The sequence below is a fragment of the Shewanella sp. BJSY2023SW001 genome (assembly GCF_047314685.1).
Lineage (GTDB): Bacteria > Pseudomonadota > Gammaproteobacteria > Enterobacterales > Shewanellaceae > Shewanella > Shewanella indica.
In genome coordinates, this window is the sequence record NZ_JBKORF010000011.1 from 114,352 (window position 1) to 129,822 (window position 15,471).

12 protein-coding genes and 1 tRNA gene are annotated in these 15,471 nt (G+C 50.3%); 5 read left to right on the forward strand and 8 right to left on the reverse strand.

Going from position 1 to position 15,471, the window contains the following annotated elements; genetic code table 11:
- Window positions 1-31: 31 nt before the first annotated feature.
- Both ACMHXH_RS02255 and ACMHXH_RS02260 read right to left on the reverse strand, forming a co-directional pair.
- Window positions 32-1,540, reverse strand: coding sequence for a diguanylate cyclase domain-containing protein (locus tag ACMHXH_RS02255; protein WP_413737569.1), 1,509 nt, complete (start codon window positions 1,538-1,540; stop codon window positions 32-34).
- 83 nt (window positions 1,541-1,623) lie between these two features.
- A complete protein-coding gene (locus tag ACMHXH_RS02260) occupies window positions 1,624-1,896 on the reverse strand; it encodes a hypothetical protein (protein ID WP_052247918.1) in 273 nt (90 codons plus the stop codon).
- Between the two features lie 550 nt (window positions 1,897-2,446).
- On the opposite strand from ACMHXH_RS02260, the gene ACMHXH_RS02265 reads away from it, so the two are divergent.
- On the forward strand, window positions 2,447-3,520 hold the full coding sequence (locus tag ACMHXH_RS02265) for a DUF3080 family protein (protein WP_082014211.1): 1,074 nt from the start codon (window positions 2,447-2,449) through the stop codon (window positions 3,518-3,520).
- Between the two features lie 136 nt (window positions 3,521-3,656).
- Window positions 3,657-4,727, forward strand: coding sequence for a hypothetical protein (locus ACMHXH_RS02270; RefSeq protein ID WP_162206371.1), 1,071 nt, complete (start codon window positions 3,657-3,659; stop codon window positions 4,725-4,727).
- Between the two features lie 55 nt (window positions 4,728-4,782).
- Here ACMHXH_RS02270 and ACMHXH_RS02275 read toward each other — a convergent pair whose 3' ends face one another.
- The 4 genes from ACMHXH_RS02275 to dapA form a co-directional block, all read right to left on the reverse strand.
- On the reverse strand, window positions 4,783-7,875 hold the full coding sequence (locus ACMHXH_RS02275; protein WP_162206370.1) for an efflux RND transporter permease subunit: 3,093 nt from the start codon (window positions 7,873-7,875) through the stop codon (window positions 4,783-4,785).
- Complete coding sequence (locus ACMHXH_RS02280) at window positions 7,872-8,957, reverse strand: efflux RND transporter periplasmic adaptor subunit (protein ID WP_039032961.1); 1,086 nt, start codon at window positions 8,955-8,957, stop codon at window positions 7,872-7,874. The genes ACMHXH_RS02275 and ACMHXH_RS02280 overlap by 4 nt, the downstream gene beginning before the upstream one ends.
- A gap of 425 nt (window positions 8,958-9,382) precedes the next feature.
- The gene (bamC, locus tag ACMHXH_RS02285) at window positions 9,383-10,483 is read right to left on the reverse strand and encodes an outer membrane protein assembly factor BamC (RefSeq protein WP_039032962.1); all 1,101 of its coding nucleotides are present in this window, start codon (window positions 10,481-10,483) and stop codon (window positions 9,383-9,385) included.
- A gap of 4 nt (window positions 10,484-10,487) precedes the next feature.
- Entirely contained in the window at window positions 10,488-11,372 is an 885-nt protein-coding gene (dapA, locus tag ACMHXH_RS02290; protein WP_039032963.1) for a 4-hydroxy-tetrahydrodipicolinate synthase, read from the reverse strand.
- Window positions 11,373-11,546: 174 nt separating this feature from the next.
- Here dapA and ACMHXH_RS02295 point away from each other — a divergent pair, with 174 nt between their 5' ends.
- On the forward strand, window positions 11,547-12,095 hold the full coding sequence (locus ACMHXH_RS02295) for a glycine cleavage system protein R (protein ID WP_025009712.1): 549 nt from the start codon (window positions 11,547-11,549) through the stop codon (window positions 12,093-12,095).
- 40 nt (window positions 12,096-12,135) lie between these two features.
- Window positions 12,136-12,603, forward strand: a complete 468-nt coding sequence (gene bcp / locus ACMHXH_RS02300) for a thioredoxin-dependent thiol peroxidase (RefSeq protein ID WP_039032964.1) — start codon at window positions 12,136-12,138, stop codon at window positions 12,601-12,603.
- Between the two features lie 349 nt (window positions 12,604-12,952).
- Here the strand turns inward: bcp and ACMHXH_RS02305 are convergent.
- Both ACMHXH_RS02305 and punC read right to left on the reverse strand, forming a co-directional pair.
- Window positions 12,953-13,043, reverse strand: a tRNA-Ser gene (locus ACMHXH_RS02305).
- An 81-nt stretch (window positions 13,044-13,124) separates the two neighbouring features.
- The gene (punC, locus tag ACMHXH_RS02310; protein WP_234500649.1) at window positions 13,125-14,366 is read right to left on the reverse strand and encodes a purine nucleoside transporter PunC; all 1,242 of its coding nucleotides are present in this window, start codon (window positions 14,364-14,366) and stop codon (window positions 13,125-13,127) included.
- Between the two features lie 128 nt (window positions 14,367-14,494).
- Here punC and punR point away from each other — a divergent pair, with 128 nt between their 5' ends.
- The gene (gene punR / locus ACMHXH_RS02315; RefSeq protein ID WP_039032966.1) at window positions 14,495-15,397 is read left to right on the forward strand and encodes a DNA-binding transcriptional activator PunR; all 903 of its coding nucleotides are present in this window, start codon (window positions 14,495-14,497) and stop codon (window positions 15,395-15,397) included.
- Window positions 15,398-15,471: the final 74 nt, after the last annotated feature.

Genomic DNA, 15,471 nt, shown 5'->3' on the forward strand with positions numbered 1-15,471 from the left:
GAACCAGGCCTCTGGCGACAATCAGTTATTATCAGAAACGTCGGAACAGCAGATCATTACGTCCGGACGCCTTAACCTGATACATCAAGCGATCGGCATCGGCAAGTACCGAAAGCGGATCTCGACTTCCCGGATCTGCGTAGACGGCTCCTATGCTAATACTGAGTGGCAGTTCGCCCACTTTGGTCGAAAATGGTGCTTGTCCTACGGACAACAATAAACTCCTTGCCAGCTTTTGGGTTCCGCTCTCTGTCATCCCCAATTGCAGGATACAGAACTCCTCTCCGCCTACCCGGGCAAATACGGCATCTTCTGGCAAAAGAGTTGCCACCCTCTGTACCAGTTGGCAGATGAGCTCATCCCCTACAAGATGACCATAACTGTCATTGATCCTTTTAAAATCATCAATATCAAACAGCAACAGGGTTAAACTATCGTAACTGCGGCTGTCGCAAGCTTGTTCCAATGCCTCCATAAATGCCCGTCGGTTGCTTATTCCTGTCAGGCTATCGGTTGCCGCCAAATGAAGCAACTCTGCGTTAACTGCTTCCAGTTCTGCAGTGCGGATAGCCACAGTGCGACGAAGCATAAATACGTAGCTTATGACAGCCAGAAAAAGCAAAGCCAAAACAACTTGCAATAGATAGCGTGGATAAACCGTTTCCACATACATCCAACGATTTAGGATCCTTTGGTATTCGGCATCAGGAATGCGCGCCAATCCTTGCCGAATTTCTTCCTGTAAAGTGATATTCCCCTCTTTGACGGCCGAGCGAATTTGAGCACTGTAAAGATGACGAACCGGAACAAAAAGTGTAGGTTCTTGCGAGGTGTAAAGGTAGAAATTGGCAACCTGGAGATCAGCAACAAAGGCTTTTAACCTTCCCGCTACTGCACTTTTGAGCATCTGCTCGTTACTGGCATAAACAATTAAGCTGGTATTTGGAAACTCTCGACGAACGAAAGCCTCTTCATAGCCGCCGCTCACCACTCCCACTTCACCACCGCTATCCAGATAACGGCCAGGCTCTGTACCGAGCAATGCCTGGTTGAAGAACAGTTGACTCTCTATGCCAAGTAGCCCCTGGGCATAATCGAGATAATGCTCTCTTTCCTGAGACCAAAGCAATCCGGCATGAATATCGGCCTGACCGCTGCGAACCAAATCCAGCGAGTGTTGCCAATCGGTCAATATGAATCGGATTTTGACTCGATTGGCCTTGGCATATTCACGCCAAATATCCACTAACATGCCGCTGGGTTCACCGGCATCATTCAGGTAAGAAAACGGTTTCCAGGAACCTGAGTTGGTGACAACAAGCTCTCTGATCGGAACTTCAATCTGACCCTTATTCGTTTGCTCTGCAGCCAGGCTTTGGCCAACTACCAATAGCAGAGGCAGAAAAACAAGCCTTGTTTGACTTTGACATAGCCGAGACAGAGTAATCGACAACAGCTGAAGCCAAGGAGTAAGAGAGACAATAACAGCAAGTTTCATCAGGCCGGAATATCCTTTCAAGGCGCGACATTGGCGGGTCATACCCAGGTTGGACACCCGGGTTCAAAGACGGCCACCAGAAACACAAAATACTAACATTGGAGCAGGCATTCCGGCATCAACTTTCAGCAACGGCGGATCCGTACCACTTTCATGGTTTCCATCTCAAATCCGGCTACTATAGTGGTTTGGGGATAATAATCGACCGATACTCTGGCGCCTTTGAGCGAACGGTATTTTTTGGGGCGTTTGAAACGAAATGGTGCGTCGCAATTTTCCAACATCAGTGTGTGTTGGATCCAGTCGCCTTCATCCCTTTGGGTATGGGAGACAACCGTCTTATCTTCGGTGTGATAAAGTGGTGAGTGTTTCTCTGTCAATACGTCAGCTATTGTCATAATGCATTTACCTCCGATAGGTCGCTTCTGACTATGTATCCAAGGTCCTGACGGGCCCGACCTTGCCCGTCCAGCTCGGGCAGTAGCTTCACCTTTTGCTTCCATTTCCTTTTAAGAAGCAAATGCGAGAGACCTGGCTGTAAAGTCGCTTCCGCTTTTAGTGGCGATAGCGGCAGGGAAAAGTATTCCTGCCGCGGCAGATTGGCGGTAGCTTTTCAGTCGGGTCTGGGCAAACAGAATCCCCCCGGACGTATAGTCTCCGAGGAAAGGTCAATATAAGGTGAGCAAACATTGTAGCAAATTTGCACAGAAAGATCTTGATGAAAAAAGAGACTGATATTTTGTTAAACCAAATTTTCAGCTAAAGCAGCCCCCATTAATAAGAGGTATCATTCTAAAAGACTAATCCCCACGGATAGCTTTTACCCCTGTTTATGGCCACTTGTCTCCTGATGACTCAAAATCATTGCTAGTCACCGTTATATGGAGAGCCTAAGGTATATGAACAGCTTAAGGTCGATAAGCCGCTCCCTTTCTCAAGGTGATTACCATGTTGGTTCCTGTCAGATTTTCCAAATGTTGCAGTCTTCTAATTGGGATTGCGCTGGGCCTGACCGCTTGTCAAGATAACACACAAGCGCTATGGCATGACTACGCGGAGCGTCTTAGCCGAGTCACTGAACAAAGCTTTATCGCCCCTGATTATCTTCCCAAGGATAATCGCCTCTTGAATAGCGTCGGCGAGATACAAGCTCCCTCCACAAGAATGTCATTGCCATTGCTGAACAGCCTGGGGTTGATGCATTGTCGTCTGGGTGAGCTCATAGCAGACCACAACTCAATTCTTGGTAAAGTAGCCGAGCCCAGCGAACAGTTTAAGTATCAACTGGCCTTTATTCAGGCTGCACCGGCTTGTTTGCAAAGCCTCAGCCTTGATGATCAAAGCAGACGATTGTTGACGGAAGCCAAGTTACAGAAACAAAGAGAGCTGATGGATTGGTTCTACTGGATGTTATTAAAAGACAGAGCTTTGGATAAACTCCTGTTCATCAGCCATGATTCACTTTCACGTAGATCCCCCCTTGCCGGACTAACCGAAACCGAATTGGCGCTAGCCAACTTGGTGAAACTCAAAACCGATATAGAGCTGGCACAATCTGGCCGTATTTCCTGGCACGCATTGGATGTCACAAACCTTGACTCTGCACTGACTGAATTGGCGCGCAGCCGGATTATCGCCCGTAACATGCGAAGCCAGTCGATCAGCCTTCTTTGGTTAATGCAGCTTAACGATTGGTTGGAACCACAGCTAGCTCTTCTTTTATGCCGTCCCGGCCATAGCAAACAACGTCAGGAGATATTGCAGCGAATACTAGTACGAAACTTCACCGGACCGATACAGCAGCAACTGAGTCACAGTCGTCACATACAGCGACGCTTGGGCAACATGTTGCAAAGTCTCTATCAAGGAACACCTCATGCTGAACGCATTGAATATTTCTTTGCCGAAACCACAGGTGGTCCGAAAGACCTCCTAAATGCACGTCTCAATGATGAACTCAAACGTCATGTACATTGGTGGCAAAAATTAAGAGACTCCTGCAACAGTACTCCGGCAGGTTGATTAATAACATAAACAATTGAATAATAGGCTTTTATAATTTAATTACTTGACGTGCCCTCAAAGAGTTATGTTGCTCAATGGTTGTATTTTGGTAGCATTGCAACAATATCCTATGCTATTCAATCAGTGAGTTTTAATGAGAATACTTCAGGTTAGTCGGTGGTTCAGTCCACTAATACATCAGTTTTTAGCTTTTACCCGTCGACTTCACTCAGAGATAAGCCAGCGACTTGCCAAATTAACCATAGCTCAAAAGCTCTATCTGCTGGCCCTTTTCAGCTTACCGTTTTATGAAGACCATCCGGCATTACCAACTTTGCTGACGGTAAGTGCATTGATTATTGAGTTTTGGCCATTATTTAACAAGCTGTGGCATTCATTAGCCGGCAAAGCCATGATACTGCTATTTTATGCCACCATTGCCAACTTTTCCCTGGCCAGCAGTGGTGCCATAGTTAATGAAGTCACAGGGGTTTCTGCGGCACATTTTAACTATACGCATAACTTTGCCCTGTTACTTGAACTCCCGGTTTGGATGGTTATCACCAGTAGTATCGCCTTGTTATTATTACAAATGCTGTTACCTTTCTATCTGGCAGGCCTATTATTGCTTAAATTGGTAGGGCTCATTGGTTTCAAGTGGCAGCCGAAATACGCTTATCCCGTCAGTACAGCATTTGTCAGACTCACATTGTCTTTTTTAATCCTTCATCATCTTATGTTATTGATAGATATGGAACATTTTATTGAGAGCCGTGTTCGACTTGATGATGATGGCGTGAGTTTCTCCTTCAATGGTCAATTCAAACCGGACAATAAGCAATTGAGTAATACTAACCAATCGAAAGCTGATGCTGATAACACTGACCATGTGAATTTGAAGGATGAAACTCACGAGGGAAACGCCATTAATGAGGATAACGCTGATCGTCCTGAGTCGGTTAAAGCCGAGGAGGAAGCTGCAGTTTATTCAAGGTTTACCGCGGCCTATCGCCAAAAAGTGAGACAACTGGTAGCGGATTTCGCTTTCGGTATGGAGGCAGATGGCCGTAGCCGCTGTCAGTTGGCTGAGTCTGCCCATGCTGTTGAGCTTAATGATTATGAGTTACTGCAAATCCAGCAGGATCACCAAACACTCTATGGTTATCGTTTTGAAGTAATCCCCTGTATTTCACCGGCCTTTCCAATAACAAAAACAAGACCTTGAGGCTTTTATTCTTCAAGCGCTGCAGAGCCCAAGTCGGCACTTGGGCTCTATAGCGTCATTCTGCCAGTTCCTTTTCCAACTGTTGAGCCACAGCTTCCGGTGAGCTGGACCGGCGGGCAAATAGTGAGTAAGCCACAGGGATCACCAACAGGGTAAACACTGTAGCCAGCAAGATGCCGGAGAGCACCACCACACCAATAACAAAACGGGTCTCGGCGCCGGCACCTTGGGCAAGCACCAGAGGCACGGCGCCGGCGGCCGTGGTTATACCTGTCATCAGTATCGGTCTGAGCCTTTGGTTGGCTGCCTGCAAAATAGCGGCGTCGAACTCAAGTCCCTTATCCCTGAGCTGATTGGCAAACTCGACGATAAGAATGCCGTTTTTGGCCGCCAGCCCTACCAACATGATGATGCCTATCTGGCTGTAGATATTCAGACTTTGGCCGGTCAGCAGCAGGCCCACCAAGGCGCCCACGGTTGCCAGCGGTACAGTCAGCATGATCACCATAGGGTGGATATAGCTTTCAAACTGCGCCGCCAATACCAGGAACACAATTCCCAGCGCCAACAGGAACACGAAGTACATGGAGCTGCCGGACTCCTGATAGTCGAGCGACTGGCCTTTGTAACTTATCAAGGCTTCTGCCGGTAGATAGGTGTGGGCCAAATCATTGAGATAATCGAGCGCCTCACCCAGGCTATAACCTTCCGCCAGACTGGCCTCCAGGGTTATCGCCCGCATCCGGTTGTAACGATTGAGCTGACTGGCGTCGGCAAACTCCTCTATGCTCACCAGATTCGAGAGCGGGATCAGCTGCTTACTGCGATCTGAGCGCACATAGATATTCTGCATATCCGAGGCGGTGTTCTGGCTTTCGCGGTTGCCTTCAATGATCACATCATACTCTTCACCGTCGCGCATAAAGGTGGTTACCAGGCGCGAACCCAACATGGACTCAAGCGTACGCCCGATATGAGCAATGGAGACCCCGAGATCCGCCGCCCTGTCTTTATCGATGACGACTCTGAGCTGAGGCTTGGTTTCCTTGTAGTCATGATCCAAACCGACCAGATTGGGATTTTCCGCCGCTTTTTCCAGCATAATGTCGCGCCATCTGGCGAGCTCCTCATAACTGGGACCGCCAATGACAAACTGTACAGGTTTACCGACACCGCGGCCAAAGGCCTGGCGCATCACGGGAAATGCCCTGACGCCGGCGAGATCGGCGAGCCTGCCACGGATATCATTGATGATCTCCTTGGCGGGACGGCGCTGGCCCCAATCATTGAGTACTATGATCGCCATACCGTTGGAGAAGTTGGCCGAGCCGCCCCAACCGCGAGGCGCACGGATCAACAAACGTTTGACTTCGCCGCTGTCGACCAAAGGCATCAAACGCTGTTCCACCTCGTTCATATAGGCTTCAATATATTCATAGCTGGCGCCCTCCGGGCCATTGACCATCAGGAACATTGAGCCTCTGTCTTCCTGAGGAGCAAACTCCTGCGGGATCTGTTTAACCATGTAGGCACTGGCCCCGAGAGCCACCACCACCAAAAGGGAAGCCAACAAGGGATGCTTCATGGCGCCGGTAAGACTGCGGCTGTAAAAGCCTGCCAGAGCGTTCATTCCCTTATCGACCTTGCGCATCAGCCAGGTATCCTGGCTCGCGGGTTTAAGCAGCTTGGAACACATCATGGGGCTGAGTGTCAGGGCCACTATCGAGGAAAACAACACGGCAGCACTCATGGTGACGGCAAACTCTTTAAACAACTTGCCGAGATCGCCATCAAGGAAGGTGATCGGCATAAATACCGCCACCAATACCGCCGTAGTAGCAATAACCGCAAAGGCCACCTCTCGGGCGCCGAGGAAAGCGGCTTTCAGTGGACTGTCGCCCTCTTCGATACGGCGGTGAATGTTTTCCAGCATCACGATGGCATCATCCACCACCATGCCGATGGCCAGGATCATCGCCAGCAGGGTCAAGAGGTTAATTGTGTATCCCAAGGCGTAAAGCACGATAAAAGTGGCTAGTAGCGATACGGGCACAGTTAGCGCCGGGATCAACATGGCGCGCACACTGCCAAGGAACAGGTAGATGACGATGATCACCAGAATAATGGCGATAAACAGCGTCTGATAAACCTCGTCGATAGAGGCTTCGATAAATACCGAGCTGTCGTAGGAGCGTTTGATCTCCATCCCCTGGGGCAGAGTCGGGTTGATCTCATCCACCAGTTTATTCACTGCCCGCGCCACTTCCAAAGTATTGGCGGTAGACTGTTTGGAGACCCCAAGGCCTATCATGGCCTCGCCGTTACCGCGGAACATGATCCGCTCTTCCTCCGAGCCAATTTCGACCTGAGCCACATCTCCGAGCTTAACCAGGTAACCGTCGCCCCCTTGGGTCAGCGCCAGGTTGGCAAAGTCTTCGGCGGTGCGAAAGCTACGCTCAAGCCGCACGGTAAAGTGGCGCTCTTTGGATTCGATGGAGCCGGCCGGCAGTTCGACGTTTTCCGATCGTAGCGCCGCTTCGATATCGGCCACCGTCAGGTTACGGGCTGCCAGCGCCTGGCGGTCAATCCAGACCCGCATGGCGTAGACCTTGCCGCCACCGACACGCATATTGGCCACCCCGTCGATGACGGAGAATCTGTCGGTGAGGTAACGACGGGCATAATCGGTGAGTTGCAAAGTGGTCATCTGATCCGACACCAGATTAAGCCACATGATCACTTCATCACCGCCATTGGCCTTTTGTACTTCCGGCGGATCGGCCTCTTCCGGCAGGTTATCGAGCAAACCTGAAATACGGTCGCGGACATCGTTGGCCGCGGCTTCAATATCGCGGTCGATATCAAATTCCAGCACCACGGAAGAGCGGCCGTCTGTACTGGATGAATTGATATGGCGTATGCCTTCAACGCCACTGATCCTGTCTTCAATCAGTTGAGTGATCCGGCTTTCCACCACGGAGGCACTGGCGCCGCGATAACTGGTATCTATCGAGACTATCGGTGGGTCAATATCCGGATATTCGCGCAGTGGCAACTTACCGAAGGACACCAGACCGAAAGCGATCAACAAAAGACTGATGACCGAAGCCAAAACCGGTCGTTTAACGGAAATGTCTGTCAGTATCATGCTGTGGTCTTCGCCTCTTCAGCCGTCAGGAAGCTGAAATGTTCCTTGAACTCCACCTTGACCTTGTCACCGGGACGGACCTTGAGGATCCCGCGAATGATCACCTGCTCACCCAGCTCGACGCCTTCGAGAATTTCCACCCAGCCACGGCTGCGCAGCCCTATGGTGACCTGTCGCTGTTCTACCACACCTTCGCTGTTGGCCAGATAGAGGTAGTGGCGGTTTTGAATAGGAATAATAGCCGACTCTGGCAGCAGTAACGCCTCACGGTTTTGCTTGATAAGCTTCACTTTCATCAACATACCCGGCAGCAGTTGACCATCCGGGTTGGGGATTTCGGCGCGCACCACGACTGCCCTTGTGGTAGGGTTAACCCGGCTGTCGATAGAAACAACCTTGCCGCGAAACAGCTTATCCGGATAGGCTACCGCACGGGCTTCCACGATTTTGCCCGGCAACAAGTCCTGAATAAACCGCTCGGGAACCGAAAAGTCCAACTTGATAACCGAGATATCATCCAGGGTGGTGATCACCACGCCCGGGGTCACCAGGCTACCGACCGAGACTTGGCGTAATCCCAGGCGACCGTTGAAGGGGGCGGTGATCTGCCTGTCCCGCAGTGCCGCCTGGGCCTGTTCGACTTCGGCCCTGGCACTTTCTATCAGGGTTTGCAGTCGGTCGCGTTCGGTTTCAGCCACTGTCTTGCTGGTGACAAGCGAGCTGATGCGGTCAAACTCACGGGTATTCTCCCGCACCTTGATCCTGGCCAATTCCACCCTGGCCTGCTGCTCGGCGTCCTGCAGTTTAGCAAGTAGCTGTCCTTGCTTGACTATCTGACCATCATCGAAACGAATCAAGGTCACCACATCACTGACTTTAGGGGTGATGGTTACTGATTCATAAGCCTTGGAGGTACCAAGTGCTTCCACTTCATCCCGTACGGCCTGAATGGCGGCCTTATACACCACAACATTGGGTACCGGGCGGGCCTTTTTCTCCGCCGGGGCTTGCTGCTGATGCCATTGTTGATAACCAATGGCAGCGGCCGCCAGTAGTACCACTAGGAGTATTGTTTTTTTCATTGATTGTCCGAAGGTACAGAGTTTTATGGGTAAAACAGTTTACCCTGCGACTTATCGGCTTCAATACGTTTTACTTTTACTTACAAATTACATTTATTTGACATAGATAGACACACAGTCAAAACATCTGCATTAACCACTACCAGCCAGAGATACCGGCCGCCTAATTCCACAGAAAACAAAGAGTGTTCTGCATAAGGCCATATAAGCAGTGACTGACTTATTTCATCATTCGTTCTGTATAACTGAATGCACAGCATAAAGATTACACAAAAACATTACAAATTAAGTGGTTATAGAGAAGAGTTAGTTGATACTGCCGAAGGGCTCTGGTGGCTAAAAGTCCCTATTGCCTGGCAAGCAATAAAAAAGGCGCCGAATTCGGCGCCTTTCCAATCAAACCGGCAGCAATAAACTAGAAGCGCTTAACGCACCTTGCGATCTTCGCGCATTAACTCCGCCAGATTCTGATAAACGGCTTCAATGGTTTCATTGGCGAGTGGCTGATCGGCCACATCGTGCAGACGAATTTCAGTCTGTTCTTTGTTGGCAGCATCTTCTTTCAGCAACAAACGATAACTGCCCTCTTTGAGCGCCAACTTGTTATCGCCCCACAAGGAACTCCAGAAGCCGGAGTTGTCATTCAGATTAACGTAGAACAAGCCTTTGCTTGAGTCCATGTCCACGACTTCCAAGCCAAGCTCCGGCAGTACTATCCGTAGACGATCCCAGGTGCGCTTGAAGGGCGCATCGGCCACCCAGTAGCTCTCACTGTCACCACCCTGAGACAGTGACATATCAATGCCCAGACTCTGCTTGATGCGGTTGGCCTTGATCATCTGTTCACGCTTGAGGCTCATATAGGCCACAGCACTGTTGAGCATGTCTATGGTGTAACGGCGCTTGTCTTCACCGCTGAGCAATACCGGCAGCTCTGAGCCGTCATAATGCTCTTCGTGGTCGATAAGTGTGATCAGCAAATTACCGGTACGGCCATGAGGGCGAACTTCAACATCAAAACGAAAACGCTGCCGCAGTTGGTAGACTTTATCGCTGCCAAACCAGGAAGAATCGAGCACCTGCTCTGTCTCGATCCAGTCGGTCTCGATAGAGCCTTTATCATAATCTTCAGAGACTACGCCATAGCTTTGCTTTTGCAGATAACCCTTAACTGTACTGTAAATCTCCTGTTTGAGATCAACACTGTTGTCAATGGACTCAACCACCACTTTAATGTTGTCACTGCCCTCTTCCACATGGGTGCCTTCCGCCATAGGCAGTACTTGCAAAGGCGGACGAATATCGAGTTTTTCACCGACAAACTCGGGATTGCTTTTGGCGCCCGCTTGCGGGATCTCAAACTCTTTACTGAATCTTGGAGTGTCCAAACCTTCCGGGATCACCAAAGGTGCTGAAGTGCCGGCATCTACGTATTCGAAGTCGCCATTGGCCTGGCGACGATCAATCGGCGTACTGCAGGCTGTAACAGCGACAACCATCACTAAGGGGGTAACTTGCTTTAGCATTAAATTATTCAACCTCTATCCCGGCTTTTTGCATTGCGTTAAGCAACAGACCATGAAACTCTTCGGAAAGTTCAGTCAGAGGCAAACGAATTGTGCCTTCGCTGATGAGTCCCATACGGTGAACCGCCCATTTAACCGGTATTGGGTTTGCCTCACAAAAGAGTGCGCTGTACAAGCCGCTCAGGGATTCATCAATGGCTTTTGCCTCTACGGATCTTCCTTGCAGCGCCGCATCACACATAGCCTTGAATGCCTTAGGGACGATATTATTGGCAACCGAGATCACCCCATTGCCGCCAAGAGCCAAAAATTCACGCGCCGTGGCATCGTCGCCACTGAACAGCAGAAAATCGTCACCGCAAAGCTCACGCAGTTGCTTCACCCGGGAGAGGTCGCCTGTGGCTTCTTTCACCCCAATGATGTTGGGCACATCACAAAGCTGGGCAACGGTTTCCGGCTTCATATCAACCGAAGTGCGGCCGGGAACGTTATACAGAATTTGGGGAACATCCGTGCTGGCTGCAACCGCTTTATAATGGGCAACCAAGCCTTTAGGTGTTGGCTTGTTATAGTAAGGAGTAACCCCCAACATGGCGGCCACGTCGAGTTTCGACAATTCCCGGGTCAGTTCTATGGCTTCGGCGGTGGCATTGGCACCATTACCCCCGATAACGGGAATACGACCTGCGGCAAAAGAAAGAGTTTGCGACACCACTTCAAGGTGTTCGTGAATGGGCAGAGTGGCTGATTCGCCTGTGGTACCAACTGCAACTATGGCATCAGTCCCCTGTTTGATATGAAATTCCACCAAACGCTCGAGACTTGCAAAATCCACTGAGCCATCGCCTTGCATGGGCGTAATTAAGGCTACGATGCTTCCGTTTATCATCTTATGTCCCCAAGATTTCAGGATTCGCTATGGTACTGGTGCAGCCAGCCAATGACAAGCACTGTCAGGGCTAACAAATCGAATAAGTTGTGGTAGCATGGTTGACTGCACAAAAAACTCAGCTCACAGGGGCTGAGTTTTCGCTCTATGATACCGGAAATATGAGGAAAATTCATGACCAACTACCTGGTCGTTACCGCTATGGGCGCCGACCGTCCCGGCCTGGTCAGCAAATTGGCAAGATTAGCCAGTGATTGCGACTGTGACATAGTTGACAGCCGCATGGCGCTGTTCGGCAACGAGTTTACTCTAATTATGATGTTGTCCGGCTCCTGGGCATCCATTACCAAGATAGAAACCAGCCTTCCCAGTCTCAGTGTCGAGCTTGAGCTGATGACAGTGATGAAGCGCACCTCCAAGCACACGCCGCAAAATTATATCTCGCGTATTGAAGTGACTTTCAATGGTCAGGATCAGCGTGGCACCATGAAGCGCATCTCGCAGTTTTTGGCAGACAGATCTTTGGATCTCGGTGCGGTACGCTCATATTCGGAAGAGTTGCCGGACGGCAGCCAGACTCAGCACGTTTTCCTGGCCATCAATATCCCGGAAAAAGTCGAATTGGATAAGCTGGAAACCAGCATTCAAGCCTTGGCCGAAGAGATGTCCCTGACCTGCAACATCAAACGTATGCAAGGAATTGCGGTTCCCAAGGCCGATTGAATCCCACTTATACCAAATAAAGATCAAAAGGATTGAACGCATGAACACCTTAAATGCAGGCGATAAAGCGCCACTCTTCACCCTTAAAAACCAAAACGATGAAAATGTTTCACTGCAAGATTGCCTGAAAAAAGGCCGGGTACTGGTGTACTTCTACCCCAAGGCGATGACGCCGGGCTGCACAGTGCAAGCCTGTGGTCTCAGAGACAGCAAGACGGAACTGGACGAATTCAATGTAACCGTGCTTGGAATAAGCACTGATCCCGTGGCGAGACTGGGCAAGTTTATCGATAAGCATGAGCTCAACTTCACTCTGCTCAGCGATGAAGATCACGCAGTAGCCGATGCCTTCGGCGTCTGGGGCGAGAAAAAATTTATGGGCAAAGTTTATGATGGTCTGCACCGCCTGAGTTTTCTGATTGACCAGGACGGCACCATCAGCCACAGATTCGACAAGTTCAAGACCAAAGATCACCATCAAGTGGTGCTGGACTATCTCAAGGGATAAATCCCGTGGCTAGTTTGCCGGCTTCTATTGCGGGCACTTGCTACATAGCTAACCTAAGTTCTGTAGCTCCGAGCCTGAAATACTAAAAAAGTCCGCAATGCGTAATGCCGTTCACTTAATGTGAACGGCATTAATCCATCGGCGTCATTATTGCTTAATCAAAAAATGAAAAAGCCCGCCTGTTTGCACAAACGGACTTCTCTGAATATGGCAAAGGAGCAGGGATTTGAACCCTGCATAAGGGCGCTATAAACCCAGCAATCCTCAAAGCGGTGCCAAGCTAGCAGCAATCATCAAAACTGAGAGACGAAAAAGCCCGCCTGTTTGCACAAGCGGGCTTCTCTGAATATGGCGGAGGAGCAGGGATTTGAACCCTGGATGGGCTATAAACCCATGCCGGTTTTCAAGACCGGTGCATTCAACCACTCTGCCACCCCTCCGAACGCTGCAAATACTATAGTGAGCGTCTGAGACTGTAAAGTAGAAAATGTCATGGTCTTATCTATTTGCTCAATCTGCACTCAGTCCTTAGGTGTTTCTTCTGCATGCATTGCCAAACGCGCCGGATCCGGCTTGGTAAAACCTGCCCTCACCTGCGACCAGTCGGCAAACTGACGCAGTTTATAGCCAGCAAATACCAGCACACTGCACCCCAGGATCCCCCAGGCAATAGCAGTTTCCCCGGCCGTGGCCCACACAGCAACCAGGCTTGATGCTCCGAATGCCAAGGTGATCTGTAAAAAGTTTTGCAGACCGGCCGCTTTGGAGGCGCACTGACTGAAATGTTGCAGCGCACTGTTAACCACTATCGGATAAATGGCACCATTGGCGGCGGCCAGTACAGAAAACGCAATTAGCAGTGGATAGATGGTTTGCGCCTTGAATACCAAAGTCGCCAAGGCTATCGCCAGCACACACAAACCAAACAGCGCCAGCAACAGTTTAAGCGTCATCTCACTGCCTACCCTGCGGATAAGCAACTTGCTGGCATAGCCACCGACGATAAACATGATGGTTTGCGGAATAAAGCTTAAACCTATGGCATCTGCCTGGTAGCCGTGCTGTTCCATCACTATCGGCCAGAGTGTCAGGTAGGCGAAGAAAGCCCCGGAACATGCACCATAGATGAGTACATTGCCCAAATAACCTGTGTTGTTGAAAAAGGTCTTGTAAGCCACTTTTTCTTCAGCTTTGGCCGAGCCTTCGCTTGCCGGCTTAACCAACACCATGGTCAATGCCATCAATGCCGTTGCCGTCGCTGCCAAAATGAAAAATATCGCTTCCCAGCCCAGATGCCCAAGCACCTTGGCGCCGAGAATGGGCGCCAATGCCGGTGACAAGGCCACCAAGGGCATGATGTTGGAGAAAATGCGCTGTGAGTCTTTGGCATCATACTGCTCTACCACCAAAGCCTGCCAAATGACGGCAGCACTGCAGACGCCTATCGCCTGGAAGAAACGGGCACAGTTGAGCATGATGATATTGTCACTGAAACCTATACTGACTGTCGCCAGGGCAAACAACGCCAAACCACCGAGCAGTGAGTTGCGTTTACCGAAACGCTGCACCAGAGGGCCGTAGAGCAGTTGCCCCAAGGCCAATCCGGCCAGGAAAGAGGTCAAGGACATGGCTACTTGAGAAGCGCTGGCATCAAGAGAGCTTTCAATTGCTTTGAATGCTGGGAGATACATGTCGGTCGCGATGAAAGCCAACATGCTCAGAAGCGCGAGATAGCATAAAAACATGAAATATTTAAGAGTCATATACAACCTGGTTACAACTTAAGATAAAAGTAATATGAATGCCGGTGCAGTCTAAAGCCTTGCTCTATCGAGGTGAAACGTTTATTTTTGACTTGTGCCTTCAAATATTCTCACAGCAAGGAATCGCCATGCTTTCTGAACAGTCGTTACAACTTATCGATATTGTTTCTCACCTTGGCAGTTTCACCGCCGCAGCCAACAAGCTGCATAAGGTGCCCTCCGCTGTGAGTTATGCCATTAAGCAGATTGAGGAGGAGCTGGGGGTTGTGCTGTTTGAACGCCATCACCGCAGCGTCAGTTTGACGCCCGCCGGAGCTCACTTCGTCAAGGAAGCCAGGATCATGCTCAAGCAACTGGACGATCTGAAACGGGAAACCCAGCGGGTGGCCAATGGTTGGCAACCGACGCTGTCCATCGCTTTGGATAACATAGTCAGGGCAGACAGGATCAGTGTGCTGATTGCCGACTTCTATCGCCACTTCACCGATGTGGAGCTGATCATTCGCATTGAGGTGTTCAACGGTGTTTGGGAAGCCTTGTCTACCGGGCGCAGCGATGTTGCCATAGGGGCGACCACCGCCATTCCGGTCGGCGGCGCCTACCATCACAGAGACATGGGCGACATCGAGTGGGCATTTTTGGTGAGCAAGTCTCACCCATTGGCGGCCATAGACCGGCCTCTGGAGGATGAAGAGCTCAGGCCCTTCCCCTCTATTTGCCTGGACGATACTTCCAGAGAGATCCCCAAGCGCCACACCTGGTTGCTGGACAATCAGCGCCGCTTGGTGGTGCCTGACTGGATCCGTGCCATCAACTGCTTCCGCGAAGGCTTGGGGATAGGCTATATGCCGGTGCACCTTGCCAGCCCCTTTATTCGCGCCGGAGCCTTGGTGGAAAAACAGTTAGCAACGCCGCTACCGGCCAGTTCCTGCTGTCTGGCTTGGAATGCCAATAAGATGTCACCGGCGCTCAAATGGGTACTGGATTATCTGGGCGATACCGAAAAACTGCACAGAGAGTGGCTCGCCTGACTTTAATTCATAAAGGATTCAGTGTTTAATGGCACAATCTATAACAGGAAACCTGCAGCGGAACCATATAAGGT